Origin of the sequence: Methylobacterium variabile (genome assembly GCF_001043975.1) — a bacterium.
GTDB classification, from domain to species: Bacteria; Pseudomonadota; Alphaproteobacteria; order Rhizobiales; family Beijerinckiaceae; genus Methylobacterium; species Methylobacterium variabile.
Genome location: NZ_LABY01000026.1, coordinates 1 through 26,572, shown reverse-complemented (window position 1 = coordinate 26,572; position 26,572 = coordinate 1). Strand labels below are relative to the sequence as shown.

The following is a 26,572-nucleotide window of genomic DNA, read 5'->3' as shown; positions in this document are numbered from 1 at the left end:
AAAAGTCAAACAGTATGACTATTCAGCCGGGCGCCGGCATGCTGTAAGGAGCCGGCCGGCGCCCGCGGGGGGCGCTCCTTGTCGGGCGGATCTTCCCGAGGATGCGCGCACCCTTCGCCTCGTCGAATGCTTCCGCCGGTGCCGGCCTGGTGATGATCCCGGCGGGGCGGGCCCGATCGAACCACGCCGAGGTCGCCCGCAGCCTCGGAACTGCGATCATCACCGGCCGCTACGCCGCGGGCGCCAAGCTGCCGGGGGACGGCGAGCTGCTCGCCGCCTTCGGGGTCTCCCGGCCGGTGCTGCGCGAGAGCGTGAAGACGCTGGTGGCCAAGGGGCTCCTCACCACCAAGGCCCGGGTCGGCACCGTGGTGCGCGAGCGCGCGGCCTGGAACATGTTCGACGCCGACGTGCTGGCCTGGCACCTGGAGGCCGGCATCGACCGGCGGTTCCTGCGCGACCTCGCCGAGATCCGCCTCGCGGTCGAGCCGGCGGCGGCGGCCCTCGCGGCGGAGCGCCGCGGCCCGGCCGACCTCGCCGCCATGGAGGCGGGCCTGGCGCGGATGCGGGCCGAGCCCTCGGACTCGGCCGGCTTCGCGGAGGGCGATCTCGCGCTCCACGTCGCCGTGGCGGTGGCCTCCGGCAACCCGTTCATGCGCTCGATCGGCGGCGTGATCGAGGTCGCCCTGCGGGCCTCGTTCCAGCTCAGCGCCCCGGTCGCGGCGACGGAGCGCGAGACCACGCTCGCGGCCCACGCCGCGATCCTCGCGGCGATCGCCGCCCGCGACCCGCGAGGCGCGGCGGCCGCCATCACCGACGTGATCCACAACGGCCTGCGCCGCCACGGCGCCGCGGCCTGACAACCCCCCCAAGGAGGCAACGCCATGTCCACAGCCCCCCGCCCCTATCGCGGCGTCTTCCCGGTCGCGCCGACGATCTTTCACGACGACGGCACCCTCGACCTCGACGGCCAGCGCCGGGCGATCGACTTCATGATCGAGGCCGGCTCGCACGGGATCTGCATCTTGGCCAACTTCTCCGAGCAGTTCGTCCTCACCGACGCCGAGCGCGACCAGGTGATGACGGTCGTGCTCGAGCACGTCGCCGGCCGGGTGCCGGTGATCGTCACCACGACGCACTTCGCCACCCACATCTGCGCCGAGCGCTCGCGCCGCGCGCAGGACTTCGGCGCCGCGATGGTAATGATCATGCCGCCCTATCACGGGGCGACGATCCGCGTGACCGAGGCCGGCATCGAGCGGTTCTTCCAGCAGGTGTCGGACGCGATCTCGATCCCGATCATGATCCAGGACGCGCCGGTCTCCGGCACCACGCTGTCGGCCGCCTTCCTGGCCCGGCTCGCCCGGGAGGTCGAACAAGTCTCGTACTTCAAGATCGAGACCGCGCAGGCCGCGGCCAAGCTGCGCACGCTGCTGGAGCTCGGCGGCGACGCGATCGAGGGGCCGTGGGACGGCGAGGAGGCGATCACCCTGCTCGCCGACCTCGATGCTGGCGCCACCGGCGCCATGACCGGCGGCGGCTACCCGGACGGCATCCGCCAGATCATCGACCCCTACCTCGCCGGCCGGCGCGACGAGGCGGTGCAGGCCTACGGGCGCTGGCTGCCGCTCATCAACTACGAGAACCGCCAGACCGGTCTCGCGGCGGCCAAGATCCTGATGAAGGAGGGCGGCATCATCGGCTCGGCGGCAGTGCGGGCGCCCCTGGAACTGCCGCACCCGGCGACGCGAGCCGGCCTGATCGAGATCGCGCGGAGCCTCGACGCGGCGGTGCTGCGCTGGGGGCGGTGACAGGCTCCATCGTCGTCCCGGGGCCGCGCGGCGGAACCCGGGATCCGTAAACGCTGACGATCCAGACGAATCCGGATCGCGATCTGCTTCATCCAGCGACGTCGGAGGTCAGGGATCTCGGGTTCTCGGCTGCGCCGGGCCCCGGGATGACGCCGAGGGTTGCCGATGACGTGGTTGGACCGACCTTCGTCAGGCAGAAAGACGCTCTGCCAGTTCCTACAGCCGCGCCCGCACCTCCTCCACCACCCGCTCCGGCGTGAAGCCGAAATGCCGGGCGAGGTCGGCCTCGGCGCCCGAGGCGCCGTAGCCGGTCATGCCGACGAAGCCGCCCTCCTCGCCGAGGTAGCGGTCCCAGCCGAGGCGCACCGCGGCCTCGATCCCGACCCGGACGGTGCCCGGCCCGAGGGTGGCGCGGCGGTAGGCGGCGTCCTGGCGCTCGAACAGCTCCCAGGACGGCATCGAGACGATGGCGGTCGAAACACCCTCCGCCTCCAGGCGGCGGCGGGCCTCGACGGCGAGCGCCACCTCGGAGCCGGTGGCGAGCAGGGTGACGCGGCGCGGGCCGGAGCCCTCCTCCAGCACGTAGGCGCCCTTGGCCGACCGGTTCTCGCCCGATCCGTCGCGGCGCACCGGCGGCAGGGCCTGGCGGGCGAAGATCAGCGAGGACGGGCCGGTGCGGTTCTGGAGCGCGATCTCCCAGCACTCCGCCGCCTCGACGGCGTCGGCCGGGCGCAGCACCAGCATGTTGGGGATGGCGCGCAGGGAGGCCAGGTACTCGACCGGCTGGTGGGTCGGCCCGTTGCGGCCGATATGGACCGAATCGTGGCTGAACACGAAGGGCACCGGCAGACCCATCATGGCGGCGAGCCGCAGGGTCGGGCGCAGATAGTCGGAGAAGACCAGGTAGGTGACGCCGACCGGCACGACCCCGCCATGGGCGGCCATGCCGTTCATCATCGCCCCCATGGCGTGCTCGCGGATGCCGTAATGGACGTAGCGCCCGCCCTGGTCCGCGGCCGTGAAGGCCTTGAGGCTGCGCTTGTGCTGGGTCGCGCCCTCGAGGTCCGGCGCGCCGGAGAGCATCTCGGGGATCGCCGCGGCGAGGCGGTCGACGAGCTCGCCCGACAGGGCGATGCCCGATTGCGCCTTGCCGGCCGCCTCCTCGCGGAAGGTGCGCAGGGGCGCCTCCCACCCCTCCGGCAGCCTTCCCTCGCGCAGGCGATCGAGCAGGCGCCGGCGCTCCGGCGGCAGCGCGGCGACCCGCTGCGTCCAGGCCTCGAAGGCCGGCGCGTCGCGCTCTCCCGCTGCGCGCCAGGCCGCGCGGATCGGCTCCGGGATCTCGAAGGCCGGGTGCGGCCAGTTCAGCGCCGCGCGGGCGGCGGCGCTCAAGGAAGCCGGGATGCGGGCGGAATGCGCCGCCCGGGTACCCTCGACGCCGGGCAGGCCGCGGCCGATCACCGTGGTGCAGCGGATCATCGACGGGCGCGGGTCGGACTTCGCGAGCAGCAGGGCCGCCGAGACCGCCTCGACGTCGTGGCCGTCGACCTCCTGCACGTGCCAGTGGCTCAGGCGGAAGCGCGCCGCCATGTCGTCGCTGAGCGCGAGGTCGATCGCGCCGTCGTCGGTCATCTGGTTGTCGTCCCAGAGGAACGTCAGCTTGCCCAGGCCGAGGTGGCCGGCGAGCGAGATCACCTCCTGGCCGACCCCCTCCTGCAGGCAGCCGTCGCCGACCAGCGCGTAGGTGCGGTGGTCGATGATGTCCGACCCGAGCCAGCGGTTGAGATAGGCCTCCGCCAGCGCCATGCCGGCGGCGTTGGCGATGCCCTGGCCCAGCGGACCGGTGGTGGTCTCGATGCCGTGGGCGGGGGCGTATTCCGGGTGGCCCTCGCAGGGCGAGCCGAGCTCGCGGAAGCGCTTGATGTCGTCGAGGCCGATCGCCTCGTAGCCGCTGAGGTGCAGGAGCGAGTACAGCAGCATCGAGCCGTGGCCGTTCGACTCGACGAAGCGGTCGCGGTCGAACCACAAGGGCTCGCGGGCCAGGAACTTGAGGTGGCGGGTGAAGAGCGCCGTCACCGAGTCGGCGGCGCCGAGCGGCGTACCCGGATGCCCCTCGCCCACCCGCTCGATCGCGTCGATGGACAGGAAGCGGATCGCATCCGCGAGCGCGCGCGGCTCGGTGCCGGTCATCGGGGGTCCCTCCCGGGGATGTTGGGTGCTCTTGAGGCGGGATCACCCAACCGCCCCTGGAGGCGGAACTCAAATGAGTTTTTTCCGCGAGAAGGTGAGCCAGATTCATCTCTGGCCCACCTCCGTGAGGCAGGCTTCAGGCCGCGATCAGCCCGCCCATCCGGGCGACCCGGCCGAGATGGTGGTCGGCATCGCCGAACAGCTGGTCGATCATCGTGACCCGCTTGAAGTAGTGGCCGACGCTGTACTCCATGGTCATGCCGACGCCGCCGTGGAGCTGCACCGCACCCTGGCCGACGACGCGGCCGGAGCGGCCGATCTGCACCTTGGCGCCGGCGATGGCCCGCGCACGCTCCTCGGCGTCGCCCTCGCCCGCCATCATGGTGGCGAGGAAGGACATCGAGCGGGCCTGCTCCAGGGCGATGAACATGTCGGCGGCCCGGTGCTGCAGCACCTGGAACGACCCGATGGTCACCCCGAACTGCTTGCGGGTCTTCAGGTACTCGACCGTCAGCCGGTGCATCCGGTCCATCGCCCCGACCGCCTCGGCGCAGAGCGCCGCGATCGCCTCGTCGGTGACCCGCTCGATCACCGGCAGCGCCCCCTCGGGATCGCCGATAACCGCCTCGGGGCCGACCCGGACCGAGGACAGCGACACTTCCGCCGCCCGCATCCCGTCCTGGGTCGGGTAGCCGCGGCGGGAGACGCCTTCCGCACTGCCGTCGATCAGGAACAGGCCGATGCCGCCGAGGTCGCGCCGGGACCCGCCGGTGCGGGCCGAGACGATCAGCCGGTCGGCGCTGTCGCCGTGCAGGACCAGGGACTTCTCGCCCTCCAGGATCCAGCCGTCGCCGTCGCGGCGCGCCGTGACCCCGACGTCGTTGAGGTCGTAGCGGGCCTGGCGCTCGGAATGCGCGTGGGCGTAGCGGGTCTCGCCGGCGATCAGGCCCGGCAGCCACTCGGCGCGCTGCTCAGGGCTCGCGGCGTGGCGCAGCACGCCGCCGGCGAGCACCACCGTGGCGAGGTAGGGTTCGAGCGCCAGCGCCCCGCCGAACGCCTCCATGACGATCATCGTCTCGACCGGCCCGCCGCCGATGCCGCCGTCCTCTTCCGCGAACGGCACCGCGAGCAGGCCCTGCTCGGCGTAAGACCCCCACATCGCCTTCGAGAAGCCCTCGGGCTCCCTGGAATGGCGCGTGCGGGCCTCGAAGTCGTAGCGGTCGGCGAGGAGCCGCTCGACGCTGTCCTTGAGGAGGCGCTGCTCCTCGCTCAGATCGAAATCCATCGACGTGTGTTCCCGGTCGGTCTGGGGCCGGCAGAGCGGCCGAATTGTCTGGCTCTCCCCCCTTTCCCGGGCGCGTGCAGCGACAGCGGAATGCGACCTGGGATCCAGCACAAGACTCGCGAAGCGTCCGAATGTCGGCGACGGAGCAACAGGCAGAGCCGCTTTGCGGCGAGTCCTTGCGCTGGTTCCCGGATCTCGTTCCGTTGACGCTTCAGTCGTCCGGGAAAGGGCGGAGTGCGTGAGGAAATCCCGGGGCTACAGCCCCAGGATCGCCTTCGCGATGATGTTCTTCTGGATCTCGTTCGAGCCGCCGTAGATCGAGATCTTGCGCCAGTTGAAGTAGGTCGGCGCGGCGGGAGCGGCCCAGTCGGGGCCGACCGGCGGCTCGTTGCTCAGATGCTCGTCGCCCTCGTCCTCCGGCACGTAGGGAAGCGCGTAGGGTCCGACGACCTCGAGCAGCAGCTCGGTCGTGGCCTGCTGGATCTCCGAGCCCTTGATCTTGAGGATCGAGGAGGCCGGGTCCGGCTTGCCCTTCTCGCGGGTGCGCTCGGCGGCGACGACGCGCAGCTGCGTCATCTCCAGCGCCTTCAGCTCGATCTCCAGCGCCGCCAGCTTCTCGCGGAAGCGCGGGTTCTCCAGGATCGGCGTGTCGCCGACCCGCTCCAGGGCCGCCAGCTCCTTCAGCCGCCGGATGCGCTGCTTCGAGACACCGACCCGGGCGATGTTGGTGCGCTCGTTGCCGAGCAGGAACTTGGCGTAGTCCCAGCCCTTGTTCTCCTGGCCGACCAGGTTCTCGACCGGGACCTTGACGTCGTCGAAGAAGACCTCGTTGACCTCGTGGCCGCCGTCGATGGTCTGGATCGGCCGCACGGTGATGCCCGGCGTCTTCATGTCAATGAGCAGGAAGCTGATGCCTTCCTGCTTCTTCACGGTGCTGTCGGTGCGCACCAGGCAGAAGATCCAGTCGGCGTACTGGCCGAGCGTGGTCCAGGTCTTCTGGCCGTTGACGATGTAGTGGTCGCCCTCGCGCAAAGCCTTGGTCTTGAGCGAGGCGAGGTCGGAGCCGGAGCCCGGCTCGGAGAAGCCCTGACACCACCAATCGTCGAGGTTGGCGATGCGGGGCAGGAAGTGCTTCTTCTGCGCCTCGTTGCCGAACTGGGCGATCACCGGCCCGACCATGTAGACGCCGAACTGCAGCGGCGACGGCGCCGGGAAGCTCTGGAGCTCATCCAGGAAGATGTACTGGCGCACCGGATCCCAGCCGGTGCCGCCCCACTCGACGGGCCAGTTCGGCACCGCCCAGCCCTTCTTGTTGAGGATCTTCTGCCAGGTGACGATGTCGTCCTTCGACGGGTGGCGCCCGTCGACGAGCTTCCCGCGGATCGCCTCCGGCAGGTTCTCCTGGAAGAAGGTGCGGACTTCCTGGCGGAAGGCGCGCTCTTCGGGGGTGAAGCGAAGGTCCATGGGGTGCCTCCTGAGAAGGTTATTGTCTCGAATGCGATGGCTCGACGCCCACTCCCTCCTCCCTCTGCGGGGGAGGGTGCCCCACGAAGTGGGGCGGGAGAGGGGACGCCGGTTCCGGAGAGGTCGCGACCTTCGTGACGGGCGCTGGACCCAGCAACGTCGCGGTCCCCTCTCCCGGCCCGCTCCGCGGGCCACCCTCCCCCGCGGAAGCGGGGAGGGTTCACGCGCACGAGCACTTGCGACTTTTACAGGTCCTTGAAGCCCTTGCCCTCGGCGGCCAGCCGCTCCAGCAGGGCCGACGGCTTGAACGCGTCGCCGTACTCGGCCTGGTAGGCGCGCAGGCGCTCCAGCACCTTCGGGAGCCCGATCGTGTCGGCCCAGAACATCGGGCCACCGCGATAGACCGGCCAGCCGTAGCCGTTGATCCAGACGATATCGATGTCGGAGGCCCGGATCGCCTTGCCCTCCTCGAGGATCTTCGCGCCCTCGTTGACCATCGGGTAGAGGCAGCGCTCCAGGATCTCCTGGTCGGTGGCGTCCTTCCGCTTGACGCCCTGGCGCGCGGCGACCTTCGCGATGATCTCCTCGGTCACCGGCGAGGGCGTCGCCTTGCGCCTGGCGTCGTAATCGTAGAAGCCGGCGCCGGTCTTCTGGCCGCGGCGGTCCTGCTCGCAGAGGAGGTCGCGTACGCTCTCGGACTTGTTGGTCTCACGGCTCCAGCCGATGTCGAGGCCGGCGAGGTCGCTCATGGTGAACGGGCCCATCGGCAGGCCGAACTCGTAGATCACCCGGTCGACGTCCCAGGGGGTGACGCCCTCGAGGATCAGCCGGTTGGCCTCGCGCTGGCGCTCGGCCAGCATGCGATTGCCGACGAAGCCGTGGCAGACGCCGACGAGCACCGGGATCTTGCCGACCTTGCGGCCGATCTGCATCGCGGTGGCGATGACGTCCTTGGCGGTCTTCTCGCCGCGCACGACCTCGAGCAGGCGCATGACGTTCGCCGGCGAGAAGAAGTGCATGCCGATCACGTCGGCCGGGCGGCTGGTCATCGCCGCGATCGCATCGATGTCGAGGTAGGAGGTGTTGGACGCCAGGATCGCGCCGGGCTTGGCGATCGCGTCGAGCTTGGAGAAGATCTCCTTCTTGATGCCCATGTCCTCGAACACGGCCTCGATGATGAGATCGCAATCGGCGAGCGCATCCAGCTCCAGCGTGTCGGAGAGGAGGCCCATCCGGGTCTCGACGTCCTCCGGCTTGAGGCGGCCCTTCTTGGCGGTGTTCTCGTAGTTGGTGCGGATGGTCTTGAGGCCGCGGTCGAGCGCCTCGCGCCGGGTCTCGACGATCGTCACCGGGATGCCGGCGTTGAGGAAGTTCATCGAGATGCCGCCGCCCATCGTGCCGGCGCCGATGACGCCCACCTTGGCGATCGGGCGGGCGGGCGTGTCGTCCGGCACGTCCGGGATCTTGGCGGCCTGGCGCTCGGCGAAGAACACGTAGCGCTGCGCCGCCGACTGGGTGCCGGAGACGAGCGCCTGGAACTGCGCGCGCTCGAAGGCGATCCCCTCGTCGAAGGGCAGCCGGCAGGCGGCCTCGACGCAGGCGATGCAGGCCTCGGGCGCCTCGAAGCCGCGGGTCTTGCGGGCGTTCTCCTCGCGGAACGCCGCGAACAGGCTGGGATCGTCGCGCCCCTCGGCGATCTTGTCGTCGCGGTCGCGGATCTTGGTGAGCGGCCGTCCCTCGGCGACCACCCGCTCGGCGAAGGCGACCGCGTGGGCGCGCAGGCCGTCCTCCGGCGCCAATTCATCAATCAGCCCCATCCCGGCGGCGGCCTTGGCGCCGATCGGCGAGCCGCCGACGATCACCTCGAGGGCCTTGCGCGGACCCACCACCCGCGGCAGGCGCTGGGTGCCGCCGGCACCCGGCAGGATGCCGAGCTTGACCTCCGGCAGGCCGACCTTGGCGGACGGCACCGCCACCCGGTAGTGGCAGGCGAGCGCGGTCTCGAGCCCGCCGCCGAGGGCGTTGCCGTGGATCGCCGCGACGACCGGCTTGGTCGAGGCCTCGATGCGGTTGAGGAGGTCCGGCAGGCTGATGCCGCTCTGCGGCTTGCCGAACTCGGTGATGTCGGCCCCGGCCGAGAACATCCGGCCGCCGCCGATCAGCACGATCGCCTTGACGGCGGGATCGGCCTCCGCGGCCTCGACCGCCGCCAGGATGCCCTGGCGCAGGCCCGAGCCCAGGGCGTTCACCGGTCCCGATTGCAGCGTCAGGACCGCGACCGCCCCCTCGCGGGCGGTCGAGACGGGGTTGCCTTGAGCGGGCGTGTCCTTGGCGTTCGACTCTTGCGCCATATTCGGAAAAATCCCTCTGCCGGCGTCCTCCGGGCGCCTCTTGCCGGGCGCCGTCGCGAGCCGGAATGTGGCAGGTTCAGTAGATCTCGAACAGGCCCGCGGCGCCCATGCCGCCGCCGACGCACATCGTGACGACGCCGTACTTGGCGCCGCGGCGGCGGCCTTCCAGCAGGATGTGGCCGGTCATGCGCGCGCCCGACATGCCGTAGGGGTGGCCGATCGAAATCGCGCCGCCGTTGACGTTCAGGCGCTCGTCCGGGATGCCGAGCGTGTCGCGGCAGTAGAGCACCTGGCTGGCGAAGGCCTCGTTCAGCTCCCACAGGTCGATGTCCTCGACCTTGAGCCCGTGCTGCTTGAGGAGCTTGGGCACCGCGAAGACCGGGCCGATGCCCATCTCGTCCGGGTTGCAGCCGGCCACCGCCATGCCCCGGTAGGCGCCGAGCGGCTGCAGGCCCCGGCGCTCGGCCTCGCGGGCCTCCATCAGCACCACGGCCGCCGCCCCGTCCGAGAGCTGGCTGGCATTGCCGGCGGTGATGAAATGCCCTTCCTTGATGCGCTGGCCGTCCTTGAACACGGGCTTCAGACCCTGGAGGTCCTCGAGCCTGGTCTGGGGCCGGTTGCCCTCGTCCTGGGAGAGCGTGACCTCCTTGTGCGAGACCGCGCCGGTCGCCTTGTCGACCACCGCCATGCGGGCGGTCATCGGCACGATCTCGTCGGCGAAGCGGTTCTCTGCTTGCGCCTGCGCGGTCCGCTGCTGCGAGCGCAGGGCATAGGCATCCTGGGCCTCGCGGCTGATGCGATAGCGCTCGGCGACGGTCTCGGCGGTCTCGATCATCGTCATGTAGATCGCCGGCACGTGCTCGACGAGCCACGGATCCTGGCCGCGGAAGCGGTTGATCTTGTCGTTCTGGACGAGCGAGATCGACTCGAGGCCGCCGCCCACCGCGACGTCGAGACCGTCGGTGACGATCTCCTTGGCGGCGGTGGCGATCGCCATCAGTCCGGAGGCGCATTGCCGGTCGAGGCTCATGCCCGCCACCGTCTCCGGCAGCCCGGCGCGCAAGCCCGCCTGCCGGGCGATGTTGCTGCCGGTCGAGCCCTGCTGGAGCGCGGCGCCCATCACCACGTCGCCGATCTCGGCCGGGTCGATGCCGGCGCGCTTGACCGCATGGGCGATGGCGTGGCCGCCGAGGGCCTGGGCCTGCGTGTCGTTGAACGCGCCCCGGTAGGCCTTGCCGATGGGGGTGCGCGCGGTGGCGACGATGACGGCTTCCCGCATCTCAGGTTTCCTCCGACGACCCCGTCCGCCGCTCTCGGCGGGGCGGGGCTCTGCCTCATTATCGGGGATTGGGTATGGAGCCGCAAGGGCCCCAAAACCTGGTCTTGAGCGAGGGGCAATCCCTACCGCCGGTCCTCCCCACGGCCGCGTTTTCGAAAAGGCGGCTTGCTTAATCGTCATACAGGGCTAAGGTCGGCGCAAAAGCAAGGCCTGTTTTGGCAGGACCTGCCGCGGGAGGACGCCCCTATGAAGACGCCGCTCTTCGATCTCACCGGCCGCGTCGCCATCGTCACCGGCTCGTCCCGCGGCATCGGCCGTGCCATCGCGGAGCGCCTGGCCGAGCACGGCGCCAGGGTCGTCGTCTCGTCGCGCAAGGCGGAGGCCTGCGCGCCCGTCGCGGCGGCGATCAACGACCGGCACGGCGAGGAGCGGGCGGTGGTGATCCCGGCCAGCATCTCGTCGAAGGCCGACCTCGAGCGCCTGGCCCGCGGCACCGAGGAGCGCTTCGGCCGCATCGACGTCGTGGTCTGCAACGCCGCCTCGAACCCGTATTACGGGCCGATGAGCGGCATCTCGGACGAGCAGTTCCGCAAGATCCTCGACAACAACGTGATCGCCAGCCACTGGCTGATCGGCTTCTGCGCCCCCGGCATGATCGCGCGGAGGGACGGCGCGATCATCCTGGTCTCGTCGGTCGGGGGCTTGAAGGGCTCGGGCGTGATCGGCGCCTACAACGTCTCGAAGGCGGCCGACTTCCAGCTCGCCCGCAACCTCGCGGTCGAGCTCGGGCCGCACAACGTGCGGGTCAACTGCATCGCGCCGGGCCTGATCCAGACCGACTTCGCCCGCGCGCTCTGGGAGGACCCGACCTCCCGCGCCGCCTACACGGCGCGCACGCCGCTCGCCCGCATCGGCCAGCCCGACGAGATCGCCGGCGCGGCGGTTTTCCTGGCGAGCCCGGCCGGCGCCTTCATGACCGGCCAGAGCATCGTGATCGACGGCGGCCAGACCATCACGTGATGCCCTGCACCTGACCGTCTTCCCCCGTCGTCTCAGAGAGCCACACCTTCACGAGCCCGCCGATGACCGAGCCGTCCGCCGCGACGAAGCCCGACACCGAGAAAGCCTGGCCCGCCCTCACCTTCGCCGAGGCGACCGCGCGCCTGACCGCGCCGGGCTCGCCCTTCGCGGTCTCGGAGATCCCGATCCGCGGCGTGCCGACCCGGATCTGGGCCAACGCGCCGGGCACGCTGCGGGACGTCTTCCTGGCCGGGCGGGCGCACGGGGACAGGACCTTCCTGGTCTACGAGGACGACCGGGCGAGCTTCGAGGCGTTCAGCCGCGCCACCCTGGCGCTGGCCGACGACCTGATCCGCGGCGGCGTCGAGCCCGGTGACCGGGTGGCGATCGCGATGCGCAACCTGCCGGAATGGCCGGTGGCGTTCTTCGCGGCGATCCTGGCCGGCGCCGTCGCGACGCCGCTCAATGCCTGGTGGACCGGCCCCGAGCTCGACCACGGCTTCACCGATTCCGGCGCCCGCGTCGCGATCGTCGACGAGGAGCGCTGGGCCCGCATCGCCGAGCGCCGCGCCGGCTATCCGGCCTTGCAGCGGGTCCTGGTCGCCCGCGCACCGGCCGGCCCGGGCACCGAGAGCCTCGCCGACGTCATCGGTGCGGTGCCGGACTGGAGCGGGCTGCCGGAGGGCCGGGTGCCCGACCTCGCCATCGACCCGGAGGACGCCGCCACCCTGTTCTACACCTCGGGGACCACCGGCCGTTCGAAAGGGGCCGTCGGCACCCACCGCGGCGGCGCCTGCGGGGTGATGGCCCATCCGTTCTCCGCCGCCCGGGCCTTCCTGCGCCGGGGCGAGGCGGTGCCGGTGCCGGACCCGTCCGCGCCGCAGCGGGTGGCGCTGCTCTCGATCCCGCTGTTCCACGTCACCGGCTGCTTCGCCACCCTGGTGCCGAACCTCTTCCGCGGCGGGCGCCTCGTGATGATGCGCCGCTGGGAGCTCACCCGCGCCCTGGCGCTGATCGAGCGCGAGCGCTGCACCAGCGCCGGCGGCGTGCCGACGATCGCGTTCCAGCTCCTCGACGGGATGGTGGCAGGGACGCACGACCTCTCCTCCCTCGAGACGATCAGCTACGGCGGCGCCCCCGCCCCGGCCGAGCTGGTGCGGCGCCTGCGCGCGACCTTCCCGCGGGCCCAGCCGGCGACCGGCTGGGGCATGACCGAGACCGCCGGCACCTTCACCCACCACCAGGCCGAGGACTACGTCCACCGTCCCGACAGCTGCGGCCCGCCCCTGCCGGTCTGCGAGGCGAAGGTGGTGGACCCCGAGGAGAACGCCCTGCCGCCCGGCGAGGTCGGGGAGCTGTGGGTGAAGGGTCCGAACGTGGTGGCGGGCTACTGGAACCGGCCCGACGCCAGCGCCGAGGTGTTTCGCGGCGGCTGGCTGCGCACCGGCGACCTGGCGCGGATCGATTCCGAGGGCTTCGTCACCATCGTCGACCGGGCCAAGGACATGCTGATCCGCGGCGGCGAGAACATCTATTGCGGCGAGGTCGAGAGCGTCCTCTACGAGCACCCGGCGGTGGTCGACGCCGCGGTGGTCGGCATCCCGCATCCGACGCTGGGCGAGGAGCCCGGCGCCGTAGTCGCGATCGCCCGCGGGCAGGAGGCGACGGAGGAGGGCCTGCGCGCCTTCGTGGCCGAGCGGCTCGCCGCCTTCAAGGTGCCGGTCCGCATCCTGCTCCACGACGAGATCCTGCCCCGCAACCCCAACGGCAAGATCCTGAAGAGCGAGCTGAAGCGGCTGTTCTGAGGAACCGTCCGACCCTCGCGACGGGGTCGACCGCCGCCATCGTCGTCCCGGGCTCCGCGGCGGACCGCGATGCGCCGTCCGCGTCAGCGGGGGTCAGGTCCCGGCCCCCGTCTCTCCGGCCGAGGGCGCCCCGAACGTCACCCCGGCGTAGTCGCCTCGCCGCCAGCGCAGGTGCGCCGCGACGGTGCGCAGGTCGTGGGCGGCAATGACCAGGGAGAACGCCTCCGGCAGGGCGATGCGGGCGGGAACGCGCAGGCGCGCGCCCGCGGCCGAAACGTCCGTGACCTCGCAGGCGACGAGGCGGTCGGGGCCGAGCACGATCCGCCCCTGCTGGAACACGCGCCGGCGCCGGGCCGCGCGGGGGATCAGGCCGGCGATGCCGGTCCCCTCGCCAGCGTGTGCGCCCTCCGGGTGCTCCGTCTCGATCTGCGGTCGATCGGTCATGCGCTCCCCGCCCCGGGCCGTGGCGGCCCTTCCGGCGACCTGTAGGGCATTTCCCGGACCCGCGGAAACCCGGGACGGGGCGGCGTCCCCGCGATCCTGCGCATCGCCGGGCGCATTAACCGTCCGTCAAGCCTGATCCTTCATCTCTCGTTAGCCATCAACGTCCCGACCGATCCCGGCCATGCCCGCAGCCCCGGCCACACCGAAGCGCCCCCTCCTCCCCCCGGAGAGCCCGATCGCGCGCCTGATCGCGCGCCGCCGGGCCCGGGAGGCCGCAATGGAGCGCGGCGTGTTCGGAGCCGCCGTGCTGCTGGCGCTCACGGCCAGCGGGTTCGCCGGCTACACCCTGTCCCAGCCGGCCCGGCCCTACGACGTGCGGGCGGTGCTGCCGACGAGCACCGGCCCCTTCGCCTGGAAGCGGACCGTCACACAGGGCCAGCCCGCCGCGCAGGACAGGGCGCCCGAGGCCGAGCTCGATCCCCTGGTCACCGGATCTCTGCCGGAGGCTCCGCCCGCCCCCTCCCAGCTCTCCGCATCGGCCGCCGCCCTGCCGGAGCGCACCGCCCCGCGGCAGGAGGGCTACGCCCTGCGGCGGGCCTCCGCCGGGCAGGCGGTGGTGGAGGACCGGACCGGCCTTCACCAGGTCGGCGTCGGATCCACCCTGCCGGGAGCCGGCCGGGTGCTGTCGATCCGCAGCACCGGCGCCGGCTGGATCGTCATCACGACCGAGACCATCATCGGGCCGACGCCGCTGTGACCGCACCGCAGCAAGCCTGGGACAAGCGTGGCCCCCTAGAGCGGAGGCCGCATCGGGGCCTCGTGCCGCCCCGCCCCACCGCGCCGACGGGCCGGAGACATCATCCGTGACGAGCACCCTGACGAGCTACATGCTCCTGTCCCGGAACCTGGCGACCTCGCTGCAGCGCAAGGGCGCCGAGGCGGTCGTGGCCCGCGAGACCGCCTATTACGAGGCCAATATCGGCAAGGTGAAGTCGGTCGACGACCTGATGGCCGACCGGCGGCTCTACGCCTACGCCATGAAGGCCTTCGGCCTCGAGGACATGACCTACGCCAAGGCGTTCATGCGCAAGGTCCTCACCGAGGGCACGGGCACGGCCGCCTCCTTCGCCAACCGCCTGGCGGACGAGCGCTACATCGCCTTCGCGCGGGCCTTCGACTTCGCGCAGGGCGCGTCGGCGACCGGCACCGACCCGGTGCTGACCGACGCCAGCCAGACCCCGGCGGGCAGCGCCAGGCTGTCCCTGCCGGGCGCGCTCGACGCGTCCTACGACTTCACCGGCACCAACGAGGCGCGATTCACGGTCTCGTCCCAGGTCGACGCGACGACGACGAAGACCGCCACCGTCGTCCTCAACGGGGCGAGCCTCGCCGGCAAGGTCGCGGACCTCGCCAATGTCACCCCGACCGAGATCGGCGCGGCAATCAGCGCCCAGATCGCCGCCTCGGGCGCCGAGGGGCTGATGGGCAAGGTGCAGGTCGGCATCGACGTGCAGGGCCGCCTGTTCTTCGAGACCACCGCCTATACCGACCTCGGCTTCGACGGCACGCCCGGCGGCAGCGGCGTGGACGCCGACACGGTCTACCTCGCCGGGGGCACGAACCGCACGCTGGGCGTGAGCAACGCCGCCCTGTCCGCGCCCGGACAGACCGCCGTCGACATCGGCATCGGCACCGACCTCTCCCCCAACGCCAACGTCCGGGGCGTGGTCGATGCCTACCTGCGCGAGAGCCTGGAATCGGACGCGGGCGACGAGGACACGGGCGTGCGCCTCGCCCTCTACTTCGCCCGCAAGGCGGCGACGCTCAACAGCGGCTACGACATCCTCGGGGACGCGGCGCTGACCAAGGTCGCCAACACGGTGATCGGCCTGCCGGCGACGAGCGGCGCCACGACCAGCGAGGCCCTGGCCCAGCGCGCCGCCCTCATCGCCGAGAAGATCGACCTTGCGAGCTTCCAGGACCCGGCCAAGGTCGAGGCCTTCGTGCGGCGCTTCGCGGCGATCTGGGACGCGCAGAACAACACCGGCACCGACCCCATCCTGGCGCTGTTCGGCGTGGGCGGGGCGTGAGGCGGCGATGCAGAACAGCCTCTACGTCAACCTCTCGGCCCAGGTCGCGCTCGACAAGCGCCTGACGACCACCGCCAACAACGTCGCCAACATGGCGACGGCGGGCTTCCACGCCGAGGAGACCAAGTTCTCCGCCCTGCTCGCCCAGGCGACCAAGGGCGCGGTGGCCTTCACGGGCTCGGGCGACACCTACCTGTCGCGGGCCTCCGGGCCGATCACCAAGACCGACTCCCCCCTCGACGTCGCCGTGCAGGGCGACGCCTGGCTCGGGATCGGCGGAGCGTCCGGCCCAGCCTATACCCGCGACGGGCGCCTGACCATGGACGCCACCGGGCAGTTGCGCACCTTGACCGGGCAGCCGGTGCTCGATCCGGGCGGCTCAGCCCTGCTCCTCGACCCGCAGGCCGGCCCACCCACCATCGGGCGCGACGGCAGCATCTACCAGGGCACCAACCAGGTCGGGGCGCTCGGCCTGTTCACCCTCGACAAGAAGGCGGCGCTCACCCGCGCACCGGGCAACGCCGTCGCCTCCAGCCTGCCGGCGCGCCCCGTGCAGGACTTCACCGGCATCGGGATCGTGCAGGGCTACGTCGAGGGCTCGAACGTCAACCCGATCATGGAGATGACGAAGCTCATCACCATCCAGCGCGCCTTCGAGAGCGCCGCCACGGCGACCGCGGAGGCCGAGTCCTCGCTCCAGAGCGCCGTGAAGACGCTCTCGCCGCAGGGCAGCTAGCATGAAGGGCGATCCGATCGCGCGCCTCGCCGAGGCCGTGCAGGCCGCCGGGCGCGAGGGCGCCCTGGTGCGGGTCGGCGGGCCGATCCGCGAGGTCACCGCGAGCGCCTGCCGGATCGGCGGCGTCTCACCCTTCGTGCGCCTCGGCGACCGCATGGCCTTCCAGGCCGGCGGGCGGGTGCAGGTCGGCGAGATCGTCCGCGTCGACGCCGAGGGCGCGACGCTCAAGGCCTACGAGAGCCGGATCGAGGCCGGGATCGGCACCCTCGCCCACCGCCTCGGGCCGGCGGAGCTGCGCCCCGACCCGAGCTGGAAGGGCCGGGTCATCGACGCCCTCGGGCGCCCGGTCGACGGTTCCGGCCCCCTCAGCCCGGGCGAGCGCGCCACTCCCCTCGACGCCGACCCGCCGGCGGCCCTCGGCCGGGCCCGGGTGCGCGCGCCCCTGCGCACCGGGGTGCGGGCCCTCGACCTGTTCACGCCGCTCTGCGCCGGCCAGCGCATCGGCATCTTCGCCGGATCGGGCGTCGGCAAGTCGACCCTCCTCGCCATGCTGGCGGGGGCGAAGGGCTTCGACAGCGTCGTGGTTGCCCTGGTGGGCGAGCGCGGGCGCGAGGTGCGCGAGTTCCTGGAAGGACCGCTCGCCCCGAGCCGCGACCGGGCCGTGGTGGTGGTCTCGACCGGCGACGAGAGCCCGATGATGCGCCGCCAGGCGCCGAGGGCCGCCCTCGCGGTCGCCGAGGCGTTTCGCGATCGCGGCGAAGCGGTGCTCCTGATCGTCGACTCGGTGACCCGCTACGCCCACGCCGCCCGGGACGTGGCGCTGGCGGCGGGCGAGCCGGCGGTGGCTAGAGGCTACCCGCCGAGCGTCTTCTCCGACCTGCCGCGCCTGCTCGAGCGGGCGGGCCCCGGCCTCGAGGGGCGCGGGACCATCACGGGCGTGTTCTCGGTGCTGGTGGACGGCGACGACCACAACGATCCCGTCGCCGACAGCATCCGCGGCACCCTCGACGGCCACGTCGTCCTCGACCGCACCATCGCCGAGCAGGGGCGCTACCCGGCGGTGGACCTGCTCGGCTCGATCTCGCGGCTCGCCACCGAGGTCTGGACGCCCGAGCAGCGCGACCTGATCCGCAAGCTCCGGGCGATGATGGCCCGCTTCGAGGAGACCCGGGACCTGCGCCTGATGGGCGGCTACCGGGCCGGGACCGACGCCGAGCTCGACCAGGCCATCGGCCTAGTGCCGCGGATCTACGACGCCCTGCGGCAGGATCCGAGCCAGCCCGCGAGCCAGGACGCGTTCCTCGAGCTCGCCCAGAGCCTGCGGGGCTGACGCGATGACCCGGCCCCTCCTTCCAGCCCCGCGCAAGCCTGCGCGGGTCTACTCCGCCCCGAGCCTTGACGGTGCGCGTCGCGTTCCGCCCGCATCCAACCCGAACATCCTGACGAACGAGGTCCCGCAATGAGTCTCATCGGCGTGCTGCGCACCGGTGTGTCGGGCATGAACGCCCAGTCGAACCGCATCTCGACGGTGGCGGAGAACATCCAGAACTCGAGCACCACAGGCTACAAGCGCAGCTCGACGGAGTTCTCCTCGCTGCTGATCGAGGAGAGTGCGAGCGGCAACTACAACTCGGGCTCGGTCGAGACCACGGTGCGCCGCGCGGTGACCGAGAACGGCACGATCGCCGCCACGAACTCGAAGACCGACATCGCCATCGACGGCAACGGCTTCTTCGTGGTCAAGGACGCCACCGACGCGCCCTACCTGACCCGGTCCGGCAACTTCGTGGTCGACGGCACCACCGGCAACTTCACCAACGCCGCCGGCATGACCCTGATGGGCTACAGCCTCCTCGACGGCGAGCCCAACCCGACGCTCAACAGCGTCGCCGACATGGTGCCGATCAACCTCTCGTCGGTCAGCACCCGGGCGCAGGCGACCTCCGAGGGCAGCCTGTCGGGCAAGCTGCCCGTCGACGGGAACGCCGCGGCGGCCGGCCAGTACTCGAAGAAGTACTCCCTGGTGACCTACGACCGGCTCGGCCAGGCCAAGACCCTCGACGTCTACTTCGCGAAGAACACCGGCGGCACGTGGTCGATCTCGATCTACGACGCGGCCGCCAACCCGACCCCGGCCGGCACCACCCCGAACCTGCCGGCCGGCGCCGCGCTCGCCACCACGACGGTCGGCTTCGATCCTGAGGGCAAGCTCGCCGGCACCCAGGTCGCCGGCCTGCCGGTCGCCTATACGGGGCCGAAATCCATCAACCTGACTGTCCCGGGCGGCAACGGCGACCCGGTCGCCATCGACATCTCCGGCCTGAGTCAGCTCGCCGGCGACTACAGCGTCGAGGGCAAGGCCAACGGCAAGGCCCCGGCGGCGGTCACCGGCCAGGAGTTCGGCAGCGACGGCACCGTCTACGCCACCTTCAACGACGGCACCCGGCTGGCGGCCTTCAAGGTGCCCCTCGCCACGGTGGCGAGCCCGGACAACCTCGAGCCGCGCTCCGGCAACGTCTTCCGCCCGAGCGTCGATTCGGGCGACATCCAGGTCGGCTTCACCAGCCAGAACGGCCGCGGCGTGATCAAGGCGGGCGCGCTCGAGCAGTCGAACGTCGACGTCAGCTCCGAGCTCACCGCGATGATCGAGTCGCAGTCGATCTACACCGCCAACTCCAAGGTGTTCACGACCGGCAACGAGCTGCTCGACACCCTGATGAACCTGAAGCGGTAAGCCTGAGACCGGCTACCGGGAGCTGACAGATGGGCCTCTCGCTCGCGCTCACCACGGCGCGCTCGGCGCTGCTCGCCACGTCGAGCCAGATCGCGACCTCCGCGCGCAACACCGCGGGGGCGAACGATCCCGGCTACTCGCGCAAGATCGCCACCCTGGTGACCGGCGCGGGCGGCGCGACGGTGGTCGTGACCCGCGCGAGCGACGCGGCCCTGTTCGCCCGCACGCTCTCGGCCGGCGCCGCCTCGGCGGGCGCCCAGGCCCTCCTCGACGGCCTCACCGCCCTGTCGCGGACGGTGGGCGACACCGCCGATGCGGGCTCGCCGGCCGCCCGGCTCGGCGCCCTCAACGCGGCCCTCCAGGCCGCCGCCAACCGTCCGGACGACGCCGAGCTCGCCCGGGCCGCGGTGGAGAGCGCCCGCGACCTCGCCGCCAGCCTCAACGGGGCGGCGGCGGCCGTGCACGACGTGCGGGCCCAGGCCGACCAGGGCATGGCGGACTCGGCGGCGCGGATCAACGACCTGCTCGGCCAGTTCGACCGGGCCAACCGGGCGGTGATGCGCGGCACCGCGAGCGGCCAGGACGTCAGCGACAGCCTCGACGACCGCGACCGCGTCCTATCGCAGCTCTCCGAGGAGATCGGCATCCGGGTCGACAACCGCCCCGGCGGCGACATGGCGATCACCACGGACAGCGGCGTCGCACTCTACGACCGGGGCGCCCGGACGGTGAGCTTCACCCCGAGCGCGGGCTTCTCCGCGGGCACGGCCGGGGCCGCCGTCACGGTCGACGGCGTGCCGGTCACCGGCGCCGCCTCGCCGATGCGGATCACCGGCGGGCGCCTCGCCGGGCTCGCCAGCCTGCGGGACGAGACCACGGTCGCCTACGAGAACCAGCTCGACGCGATCGCCGCGGCCCTCGTCGACGCCTTCCAGGAGACGGACACCCGCAGCCCGGGCGACCCGCTCTACCAGGGCCCGGCCGCCGGCCTGTTCACGGCGGGCGCCGGCGGCGCCCTGCCGGCCTCGCAGGCGGGTCTCGCCACCCGCATCTCCCTCAACGCCGCGGCCGACCCGCAGGCGGGCGGCACGGTCGCGACCCTGCGCGACGGCGGCATGAATGGCAGCGCCTACCGGGCGAATCCCGGGACGGACGCGGCCTATGCCGACCGCCTGCGCGACCTGGCGAGCCGGCTCGCGACGGCGCGGAGCTTCGATCCCGGGCCCTCGCTGCGGGAGACCGCCACGCTGGCGGGCTTCGCGGCGGATTCCGCCGGCTGGCTCGAGGCGACCCGCAAGGCCGCCTCGACCGACTCGGCCTACCAGACGACGCTCCTGAGCCGGGCGAGCGACGCCCTCTCGAACGCGGTCGGCGTCAACGGCGACGACGAGATCGCCCTGACCCTGCAGCTCGAACGCTCCTACACCGCCTCGGCCAAGATCCTGACCATGGTGGACGACCTCCTGAAGACCCTCCTGGACGCCGTCCGGTGAGGCGCCTCGGGCGCGGCGTTCCAGAGACAGAGCCCTGCCAGCCATGATGACCACGAGCTACATCTCCAGCCTCGGCCTGTGGAACTCCTCCCGCAGCGGCACGAGCCGGCTCCAGGCCGAGATCGCCAAGGCCAACCAGGAGATCGTCGAGAGCCGCCACGCTGATATCGGCCTCGCCCTCGGCGGCCAGGTGAGCCGCAGCCTCGGCCTGCGCCAGAGCGCGGCGGAGATCGCCGCCCTCAAGGACGGCAACGGCCTCAGCGCCCTGCGCCTGAGCGCGAGCCAGTCGGCCCTGCAGCAGATGCAGAAATCGGCCGACGCCACCCTCGCCACCCTGACCGGGCTGCCGGCGGACAAGCGCGTCGCCGCGATGGCGGCCTCCGCTGGCGACACCCTCGCCTCGCTCACCGGCCTCCTCAACACCTCGGCGGACGGCCAGGCGCTCTTCTCCGGCACCAACACCCGGACGAGCCCGATCCGCGACGGGGCCGGAGCAGCGGCCGGCGACGCGGCGCGATCGGCGTTCCAGGCGGCCTTCGGCTTCCTGCCGAGCGATCCCCGCGCCGCCACCCTGACGGCGGCGCAGGTGACGAACTTCCTCGAAGGGACGGTCGCGGCCCAGTTTGCCGACCCGAACTGGGGCACCATCTGGTCGCAGGCCTCGGGCAACGCCGTCACCAGCCGGATCTCCCTGAGCGAGACCGTCACCACCTCCGTCACCGCCGACGAGACGGCCTTCCGCCAGCTCGCCCAGGCCGCGACCGTGGCGGGGCTCGGCCTCACCGGCCTCTCGGCCGATGCCCAGGCCGCCGTCTCCGAGCGGGTGATGGGCCTCCTCAGCAAGGGCAGCGCCGGGCTGGTGTCGCTCCAGGCCGATCTCGGCCGCAGCCAGTCGCGGATCACCGACGCCAACACCCGGCTCGACGCCCAGTCGAGCCTCATCACCAAGGAGATCGCCCGCCTCGAGGCGGTCGACCCGGCCGAGGCCAAGACCCGGCTCGACGCCGCGACGACCCAGCTTCAGATGTCCTACGCCCTCACCGCGCAGCTCCAGGGCCTCACGCTCCTGAAATACGTCGCGTAGCGCCCGGCCGCGCCGGCCCACGCGACGCCTTTTCGACACGCGCAGACACCAGACCGACGAGGCATCGGCCCGATGTACCGCTTTTCCTATTCCGAGATCCTGGAGGACGCCCCGGAGGTCGGCCGCGAGCGCGAATGCGCCGCGTTCGACCGGGCGCTCGCCCTCCTGCGCGACGCCGAGGCCCGCGGCCTCGGCGGACCGGAGCGGACCGCCGCCGTGGGGTTCGTGCAGGATCTCTGGAACGTCCTGATCGCCGATCTGCTGGCGCCCGAGAACGCGCTGCCCGCAGCTCTCCGGGACAACCTCGTCTCGATCGGCGCCTGGACCATGCGCGAGGCCGGCGAGGTGCTGCGCTCGCCCGAGCGCAGCCTCGCTGCCCTGATCGAGGTGAACACCTCGATCCGCGACGGGCTCAGGTGAGCGGCGCCATGCGTCTGTCGCTGCGAGCCGGGGAGCGGATCTACATCAACGGCGCCGTGCTGCGGGTCGACCGCAAGGTGGCGATCGAGCTCCTCAACGACGCGACCTTCCTGCTGGAGAGCCACGTGCTCCAGGCCGAGGAGGCAACGACGCCCCTGCGCCAGCTCTACTTCGCGGCCCAGACCATGCTGATCGATCCCGGCCAGGCCGAGGCGGGGCGGGCGCTCTACGACGGCATCCGGGCCGGCCTCCTCGCCACGACCGGCGAGGCGGTGCTGCGCGACGGGCTCGGCACGGCCCACGCCCTCGTCGAGGCCGGCCGCCTGTTCGAGGCGCTGAAGCTGATCCGCGGGCTCTACCCCCTCGAGGCCGCCCTGATGGCGGCGGGCACCGCGCCCGCCGCGCCGGTGCCAGCCCTCGCGGCGCTCGGCCGCCGCACCCGCGGCGTCGAGCGGCATCGGGAGCGCGGCGCCGGCCGGCCCCCGGCGGCGGGCCGCCGCTCCGCTTCCCCTGCCCTGCCCGCCCTCGACCCGGAGGCCTGAATGACCGTCGACAGCACCACCAGCGCCACCGCGGGCACCACTGCGACGGGCGCCGCCGCCAAGGCCGGCAGCTCCGTCGCCGCCAAGCTGAATTCGGACACCTTCCTGACGCTGCTGATGGCGCAGCTCAAGAACCAGGACCCGACGAAGCCGATGGATTCGACCGAGTATGTCGGCCAGATCGCCAGCTTCACGCAGGTCGAGCAGGCGACCAAGACCAACCAGAAGCTCGATTCGCTGCTCGCCTCGAGCTTCCTCGACCAGGCCGATACCGTCATCGGCCGCACCCTCACCTCGGCGGACGGCACCGTGACCGGCACGGTCCAGTCGGTCCGGGTGACGAGCGACGGGGCGCTTGCCCGCCTCACCAACGGAGCCGACGTGCTGCTCGCCTCCGGGGTCGTGATACAGTAGCCCGCGTGTCAGTCCCGCAGGCAGCCATCAGGGCACGGTCATGAACGAGGTCGACGCCCTTGAGCTCGTCCGCGCCGCGATCTGGACGGTGATCGTCGCCGCCGGCCCCGCGGTCGGCGCCGCGATGCTGGTCGGCATCGTGGTAGCCCTGCTCCAGGCTCTCACCCAGATCCAGGAGGTCACCCTGACCTTCGTGCCGAAGATCGTGGTGATCCTGCTGGTGCTCCTCGTCACCGGCACCTTCGTGGGCTCGCAGATCCACGCCTTCGCGGAGGCCGCCTACGGCCGGATCGCGACGGGGTTCTGACGCACCCGCCCAACCCCCACGCAAGCTAGCGGTGGCACACCTCATCGCGAAAAGCCTTCGCGGAGGATGGTGACGTCATGGCGGTGGGCGCGGCGCTCGCGGTCGAGCGCAAGTCGCGGCGGGATTTCGGCTTCGCGGCCGGCATCGTGGCGATCCTGGCAGTGCTGTTCCTGCCGGTGCCGGCGGTGCTCATCGACATCGGGCTCGCCTTCTCGATCGCCCTGTCGGTGCTGATCCTGATGGTGGCGCTCTGGATCCAGAAGCCGCTCGAGTTCTCGTCCTTCCCGACCGTGCTGCTGATCGCCACGCTGCTGCGGCTGGCGTTGGGCATCGCGACGACGCGGCTGATCCTGGCCAACGGCCAGAACGGCGTCGACGCCGCCGGGCACGTCATCCAGGGCTTCTCGCAGTTCGTGATGAGCGGCGACTTCGTGATCGGGATCGTGGTGTTCCTGATCCTGATCACGGTCAACTTCCTCGTCATCACCAAGGGCGCGACCCGCATCGCCGAGGTCGGCGCCCGCTTCACCCTCGACGCCATCCCCGGCAAGCAGATGGCGATCGACGCCGACCTCAATGCCGGGCTGATCGACGACAAGGAGGCGCAGCGCCGGCGCCGGGAGCTCGAGGAGGAGAGCGCCTTCTTCGGCTCGATGGACGGCGCCTCGAAGTTCGTGCGCGGCGAGGCGGTGGCCTCGCTCATCACGATCGCGGTCAACGTCTTCGGCGGCATCATCATCGGCACGACGCGGCACGGCCTGCCGCTCGGCACCGCCGCCGACATCTTCACCAAGCTCTCGGTCGGCGACGGCCTCGTCTCGCAGATCCCGGCCCTGATCGTCTCGCTCGCCGCGGGCCTGCTCGTCTCGAAGGGCGGCACACGGGGCACCGCCGAGCAGGCGGTGATCGGCCAGCTCGGCGCCTATCCGCGCGCGCTCCTAGTGGCGGCGGCCCTGATGGGCGTGTTCGCCCTGGTGCCGGGCCTGCCCTTCCTGCCCTTCGTGGCCCTGAGCGGGCTCCTGTTCTTCGTCGCCCGCACGATTCCCAAGCGCCTCGAGGCGCAGGCCGCCGCTGCGGAAGCCAAGGCGAAGGCGGAGGAGGCGCAGCGGCAGGCCGAGGCGAAGGACTCGGTCAAGGATTCGCTGAAGACCCCGGAGATCGAGCTGTGCCTCGGCCGCCAGGCGGCCTCGCAGATCCAGGCCTCCCACGCCGAACTCGGCCACCGGGTCGCCAAGATGCGGCGCAAGTTCGCCCGCCAGTACGGCTTCGTGGTGCCGGACATCAAGGTCACCGACAACCTCTCGCTGCCGCCGAAGAGCTACCAGATCCTGATCCACGGCACCGTGGCGGCCGCCCAAGAGCTGCGCCCGGGCGAGATGCTGGTGGTGGTGGGCGACGGCCCCCGCCCCGACGTGCCGAGCGACGAGGTGCGCGAGCCCGCCTTCGGCCTCAAGGCCCTGTGGGTGATGGATTCCTACGCCGGCGAGGTGCGCCGCGGCGGCTTCGAGCCGATCGACGGCGCCTCGGTGCTGCTCACCCACCTCTCCGAGGTGATCCGCAACAACCTGCCGCAGTTCCTGTCCTACAAGGACATGCGCGGCCTCCTCGACCGCCTGGATCCCGAGTACAAGCGCCTCCTCGACGAGGTCTGCCCGTCGCAGATCTCGTATTCCGGCCTGCAGGCGGTGCTCAAGCTGCTGCTCTCCGAGCGGGTCTCGATCCGCAACCTGCACCTGATCCTGGAAGCCATCGCCGAGATAACTCCGCACGCGCGCCGGGCCGAGCAGATCGCCGAGCACGTGCGGATGCGCATGGCCCAGCAGATCTGCGGCGACCTCGCCGAGAACGGCGTGCTCAACGTGCTGCGCCTCGGCGCCAGCTGGGACCTGTCGTTCCACCAGAGCCTGAAGCGCGACGCCAAGGGCGAGGTCGTCGAGTTCGACATCGACCCGCGCCTCGTCGAGCAGTTCGGCACCGAGGCCGCGGAGGCGATCCGTACCCGGATGCGGGAGGTGCACAGCTTCGCCCTGGTCACCGCCCCGGACGCCCGGCCCTACGTGCGGATGATCATCGAGCGGATCTTCCCGACCCTGCCGGTGCTCTCGCACCTCGAGATCGCCCGCGGCGTCGAGATCAAGTCGCTGGGCACCATCTCGTGACGGGGATCGGGCCGGACAGCTTCCTCGCCGTCTTCCTGATCTTCTGCCGGGTCGGCGGCTGCCTCCTCGTCGTGCCGGGCTTCTCCAGCCCCCGGGTGCCGCAGCAGGTGCGGCTCCTCATCGCGGGCGCCGTCTCGCTGGCGATCGCGCCCCTGATCGTGCCGCAATTCGAGCCGCGCCTGGCCGGCCAAGTCCCGGCGCAGACGCTCGTCTGGATCGCCAGCGAGACCCTGACCGGGCTGATGATCGGCTTTCTCGGCCGGATCTTCATCCTGGTGCTCGAGACGGTCATGAACGCGACCTCGGTCATGGTCGGCTTCGGCGGCATGCCGGGTTCGCCGGTGGAGGGCACCGACCCGGTGCCGGCAGTGGAAGGGCTGATCCTGCTCACCGCGACCGCGATCCTCTTCGCCGCCGACCTGCACTGGGAGCTGTTTCGCGGCCTCGTCGAGTCCTACGCCCGCATTCCGCCCGGCGAGGGCGTCGGCGCCCAGGTGGTCCTGACCCGGATCGTCGACCAGGTCGCCGCCGCCTTCATGCTGGGCCTGCGCATCACCGCGCCGTTCATCATCTACGCCATCCTGTTCAACCTGGCGGCGGGCTTCGTCAACAAGCTCACCCCGACGATCCCGGTCTACTTCGTCGCCACGCCCTTCGTGATGTTCGGCGGCCTCCTGATGCTCTACTATCTCGCGGGCGAGTTCATGACCCAGTTCCTCCTCGGCTACGCCTCCTGGCTGCGGCGCGGCTGATGGCGGCGGGCACCGGCAGCCGGCTCGCGCGGGCAAAGCGCCTCGTCGCCGTGCAGGAGCAGATGCGGAGAGCCGCCGAGATCGAGCTCGCGGCGACCCGCGAGCGCGGGGCGGCGCTCGAGGCCGACCGGGCCCGGCTGCTGGCGGCGCTCGCCTCCTCCGACCACGGCGCGATGCTGCTCGAGGCGACCGCCAAGC

23 protein-coding genes and 1 pseudogene are annotated in these 26,572 nt (G+C 71.8%); 18 read left to right on the top strand and 6 right to left on the bottom strand.

Annotation, left to right across the window (positions count from 1 at the left end; genetic code table 11):
• The first annotated feature begins 101 nt into the window (after positions 1 to 101).
• Both VQ02_RS04390 and VQ02_RS04385 read left to right on the top strand, forming a co-directional pair.
• Entirely contained in the window at positions 102 to 857 is a 756-nt protein-coding gene (locus tag VQ02_RS04390) for a FadR/GntR family transcriptional regulator (RefSeq protein WP_048442946.1), read from the top strand.
• Between the two features lie 24 nt (positions 858 to 881).
• Positions 882 to 1,808 (top strand): dihydrodipicolinate synthase family protein, encoded by a 927-nt coding sequence (locus VQ02_RS04385; RefSeq protein WP_048442945.1) that lies wholly within the window; start codon positions 882 to 884, stop codon positions 1,806 to 1,808.
• A gap of 216 nt (positions 1,809 to 2,024) precedes the next feature.
• Here VQ02_RS04385 and VQ02_RS04380 read toward each other — a convergent pair whose 3' ends face one another.
• The 5 genes from VQ02_RS04380 to VQ02_RS04360 form a co-directional block, all read right to left on the bottom strand.
• Positions 2,025 to 3,995 carry a transketolase family protein gene (locus tag VQ02_RS04380; RefSeq protein ID WP_048442944.1) on the bottom strand — a complete coding sequence of 657 codons (1,971 nt, stop codon included), beginning with the start codon at positions 3,993 to 3,995 and terminating at the stop codon, positions 2,025 to 2,027.
• Positions 3,996 to 4,131: 136 nt separating this feature from the next.
• A complete protein-coding gene (locus tag VQ02_RS04375) occupies positions 4,132 to 5,280 on the bottom strand; it encodes an acyl-CoA dehydrogenase family protein (RefSeq protein WP_048442943.1) in 1,149 nt (382 codons plus the stop codon).
• Between the two features lie 255 nt (positions 5,281 to 5,535).
• Positions 5,536 to 6,744: a pimeloyl-CoA dehydrogenase large subunit gene (pimC, locus tag VQ02_RS04370; RefSeq protein WP_048442942.1), complete on the bottom strand. Its 1,209-nt coding sequence runs from the start codon at positions 6,742 to 6,744 to the stop codon at positions 5,536 to 5,538.
• A 245-nt stretch (positions 6,745 to 6,989) separates the two neighbouring features.
• Positions 6,990 to 9,095, bottom strand: coding sequence for a 3-hydroxyacyl-CoA dehydrogenase NAD-binding domain-containing protein (locus VQ02_RS04365; protein ID WP_083469048.1), 2,106 nt, complete (start codon positions 9,093 to 9,095; stop codon positions 6,990 to 6,992).
• Between the two features lie 76 nt (positions 9,096 to 9,171).
• Entirely contained in the window at positions 9,172 to 10,374 is a 1,203-nt protein-coding gene (locus VQ02_RS04360) for an acetyl-CoA C-acyltransferase (RefSeq protein ID WP_048442941.1), read from the bottom strand.
• Between the two features lie 246 nt (positions 10,375 to 10,620).
• Between VQ02_RS04360 and VQ02_RS04355 the strand changes: the two genes are divergently transcribed.
• Positions 10,621 to 11,394, top strand: coding sequence for an SDR family oxidoreductase (locus VQ02_RS04355; protein WP_048442940.1), 774 nt, complete (start codon positions 10,621 to 10,623; stop codon positions 11,392 to 11,394).
• Positions 11,395 to 11,456: 62 nt separating this feature from the next.
• Positions 11,457 to 13,199, top strand: coding sequence for a class I adenylate-forming enzyme family protein (locus tag VQ02_RS04350; RefSeq protein ID WP_048442939.1), 1,743 nt, complete (start codon positions 11,457 to 11,459; stop codon positions 13,197 to 13,199).
• A gap of 93 nt (positions 13,200 to 13,292) precedes the next feature.
• Here the strand turns inward: VQ02_RS04350 and VQ02_RS04345 are convergent, their stop codons facing one another.
• Positions 13,293 to 13,643 carry a PilZ domain-containing protein gene (locus VQ02_RS04345; protein WP_048442938.1) on the bottom strand — a complete coding sequence of 117 codons (351 nt, stop codon included), beginning with the start codon at positions 13,641 to 13,643 and terminating at the stop codon, positions 13,293 to 13,295.
• Between the two features lie 181 nt (positions 13,644 to 13,824).
• Between VQ02_RS04345 and VQ02_RS04340 the strand changes: the two genes are divergently transcribed.
• The 14 genes and pseudogenes from VQ02_RS04340 to VQ02_RS04275 all read left to right on the top strand — a co-directional run.
• Positions 13,825 to 14,400 (top strand): hypothetical protein, encoded by a 576-nt coding sequence (locus tag VQ02_RS04340; protein ID WP_048442937.1) that lies wholly within the window; start codon positions 13,825 to 13,827, stop codon positions 14,398 to 14,400.
• A 106-nt stretch (positions 14,401 to 14,506) separates the two neighbouring features.
• The gene (locus VQ02_RS04335; RefSeq protein WP_048442936.1) at positions 14,507 to 15,733 is read left to right on the top strand and encodes a DUF1217 domain-containing protein; all 1,227 of its coding nucleotides are present in this window, start codon (positions 14,507 to 14,509) and stop codon (positions 15,731 to 15,733) included.
• A gap of 7 nt (positions 15,734 to 15,740) precedes the next feature.
• Positions 15,741 to 16,469 carry a flagellar basal-body rod protein FlgF gene (flgF, locus tag VQ02_RS04330; RefSeq protein ID WP_048442935.1) on the top strand — a complete coding sequence of 243 codons (729 nt, stop codon included), beginning with the start codon at positions 15,741 to 15,743 and terminating at the stop codon, positions 16,467 to 16,469.
• A 1-nt stretch (position 16,470) separates the two neighbouring features.
• Positions 16,471 to 17,799, top strand: a complete 1,329-nt coding sequence (fliI, locus tag VQ02_RS04325; protein ID WP_048442934.1) for a flagellar protein export ATPase FliI — start codon at positions 16,471 to 16,473, stop codon at positions 17,797 to 17,799.
• Between the two features lie 129 nt (positions 17,800 to 17,928).
• The gene (locus tag VQ02_RS04320) at positions 17,929 to 19,203 is read left to right on the top strand and encodes a flagellar hook protein FlgE (protein WP_048442933.1); all 1,275 of its coding nucleotides are present in this window, start codon (positions 17,929 to 17,931) and stop codon (positions 19,201 to 19,203) included.
• A 29-nt stretch (positions 19,204 to 19,232) separates the two neighbouring features.
• Positions 19,233 to 20,696, top strand: coding sequence for a flagellar hook-associated protein FlgK (flgK, locus tag VQ02_RS04315; protein WP_048442932.1), 1,464 nt, complete (start codon positions 19,233 to 19,235; stop codon positions 20,694 to 20,696).
• Positions 20,697 to 20,739: 43 nt separating this feature from the next.
• Positions 20,740 to 21,780, top strand: a complete 1,041-nt coding sequence (locus tag VQ02_RS04310) for a flagellar hook-associated family protein (protein ID WP_048442931.1) — start codon at positions 20,740 to 20,742, stop codon at positions 21,778 to 21,780.
• A 72-nt stretch (positions 21,781 to 21,852) separates the two neighbouring features.
• Complete coding sequence (flaF, locus tag VQ02_RS04305) at positions 21,853 to 22,200, top strand: flagellar biosynthesis regulator FlaF (protein WP_048442930.1); 348 nt, start codon at positions 21,853 to 21,855, stop codon at positions 22,198 to 22,200.
• 8 nt (positions 22,201 to 22,208) lie between these two features.
• Positions 22,209 to 22,742, top strand: coding sequence for a flagellar biosynthesis repressor FlbT (gene flbT, locus VQ02_RS04300; protein ID WP_048442929.1), 534 nt, complete (start codon positions 22,209 to 22,211; stop codon positions 22,740 to 22,742).
• A complete protein-coding gene (flgD, locus tag VQ02_RS04295) occupies positions 22,743 to 23,156 on the top strand; it encodes a flagellar hook assembly protein FlgD (RefSeq protein ID WP_048442928.1) in 414 nt (137 codons plus the stop codon). It abuts the gene before it with no gap.
• Between the two features lie 40 nt (positions 23,157 to 23,196).
• Positions 23,197 to 23,463, top strand: coding sequence for a flagellar biosynthesis protein FliQ (gene fliQ, locus VQ02_RS04290; RefSeq protein WP_048442927.1), 267 nt, complete (start codon positions 23,197 to 23,199; stop codon positions 23,461 to 23,463).
• Between the two features lie 77 nt (positions 23,464 to 23,540).
• Positions 23,541 to 25,622 carry a flagellar biosynthesis protein FlhA gene (flhA, locus tag VQ02_RS04285; RefSeq protein ID WP_048442926.1) on the top strand — a complete coding sequence of 694 codons (2,082 nt, stop codon included), beginning with the start codon at positions 23,541 to 23,543 and terminating at the stop codon, positions 25,620 to 25,622.
• Positions 25,619 to 26,374, top strand: a complete 756-nt coding sequence (fliR, locus tag VQ02_RS04280) for a flagellar biosynthesis protein FliR (RefSeq protein WP_048442925.1) — start codon at positions 25,619 to 25,621, stop codon at positions 26,372 to 26,374. Before flhA ends, fliR begins: the two co-directional genes overlap by 4 nt.
• Positions 26,374 to 26,572 (top strand): annotated as a pseudogene (locus VQ02_RS04275) (hypothetical protein); the annotation flags it as partial. The gene fliR and the pseudogene VQ02_RS04275, both read left to right, overlap by 1 nt.

Excerpts from the sequence above, each read along its gene's own strand:
- VQ02_RS04390 (WP_048442946.1), top strand. The coding sequence starts at position 102 with ATGCGCGCACCCTTCGCCTCGTCGAATGCTTCCGCCGGTGCCGGCCTG.
- VQ02_RS04385 (WP_048442945.1), top strand. The coding sequence starts at position 882 with ATGTCCACAGCCCCCCGCCCCTATCGCGGCGTCTTCCCGGTCGCGCCG.
- VQ02_RS04380 (WP_048442944.1), bottom strand. The coding sequence starts at position 3,995 with ATGACCGGCACCGAGCCGCGCGCGCTCGCGGATGCGATCCGCTTCCTG.
- VQ02_RS04375 (WP_048442943.1), bottom strand. The coding sequence starts at position 5,280 with ATGGATTTCGATCTGAGCGAGGAGCAGCGCCTCCTCAAGGACAGCGTC.
- pimC (WP_048442942.1), bottom strand. The coding sequence starts at position 6,744 with ATGGACCTTCGCTTCACCCCCGAAGAGCGCGCCTTCCGCCAGGAAGTC.
- VQ02_RS04365 (WP_083469048.1), bottom strand. The coding sequence starts at position 9,095 with ATGGCGCAAGAGTCGAACGCCAAGGACACGCCCGCTCAAGGCAACCCC.
- VQ02_RS04360 (WP_048442941.1), bottom strand. The coding sequence starts at position 10,374 with ATGCGGGAAGCCGTCATCGTCGCCACCGCGCGCACCCCCATCGGCAAG.
- VQ02_RS04355 (WP_048442940.1), top strand. The coding sequence starts at position 10,621 with ATGAAGACGCCGCTCTTCGATCTCACCGGCCGCGTCGCCATCGTCACC.
- VQ02_RS04350 (WP_048442939.1), top strand. The coding sequence starts at position 11,457 with ATGACCGAGCCGTCCGCCGCGACGAAGCCCGACACCGAGAAAGCCTGG.
- VQ02_RS04345 (WP_048442938.1), bottom strand. The coding sequence starts at position 13,643 with ATGACCGATCGACCGCAGATCGAGACGGAGCACCCGGAGGGCGCACAC.
- VQ02_RS04340 (WP_048442937.1), top strand. The coding sequence starts at position 13,825 with ATGCCCGCAGCCCCGGCCACACCGAAGCGCCCCCTCCTCCCCCCGGAG.
- flgF (WP_048442935.1), top strand. The coding sequence starts at position 15,741 with ATGCAGAACAGCCTCTACGTCAACCTCTCGGCCCAGGTCGCGCTCGAC.
- fliI (WP_048442934.1), top strand. The coding sequence starts at position 16,471 with ATGAAGGGCGATCCGATCGCGCGCCTCGCCGAGGCCGTGCAGGCCGCC.
- VQ02_RS04320 (WP_048442933.1), top strand. The coding sequence starts at position 17,929 with ATGAGTCTCATCGGCGTGCTGCGCACCGGTGTGTCGGGCATGAACGCC.
- flgK (WP_048442932.1), top strand. The coding sequence starts at position 19,233 with ATGGGCCTCTCGCTCGCGCTCACCACGGCGCGCTCGGCGCTGCTCGCC.
- VQ02_RS04310 (WP_048442931.1), top strand. The coding sequence starts at position 20,740 with ATGATGACCACGAGCTACATCTCCAGCCTCGGCCTGTGGAACTCCTCC.
- flaF (WP_048442930.1), top strand. The coding sequence starts at position 21,853 with ATGTACCGCTTTTCCTATTCCGAGATCCTGGAGGACGCCCCGGAGGTC.
- flbT (WP_048442929.1), top strand. The coding sequence starts at position 22,209 with ATGCGTCTGTCGCTGCGAGCCGGGGAGCGGATCTACATCAACGGCGCC.
- flgD (WP_048442928.1), top strand. The coding sequence starts at position 22,743 with ATGACCGTCGACAGCACCACCAGCGCCACCGCGGGCACCACTGCGACG.
- fliQ (WP_048442927.1), top strand. The coding sequence starts at position 23,197 with ATGAACGAGGTCGACGCCCTTGAGCTCGTCCGCGCCGCGATCTGGACG.
- flhA (WP_048442926.1), top strand. The coding sequence starts at position 23,541 with ATGGCGGTGGGCGCGGCGCTCGCGGTCGAGCGCAAGTCGCGGCGGGAT.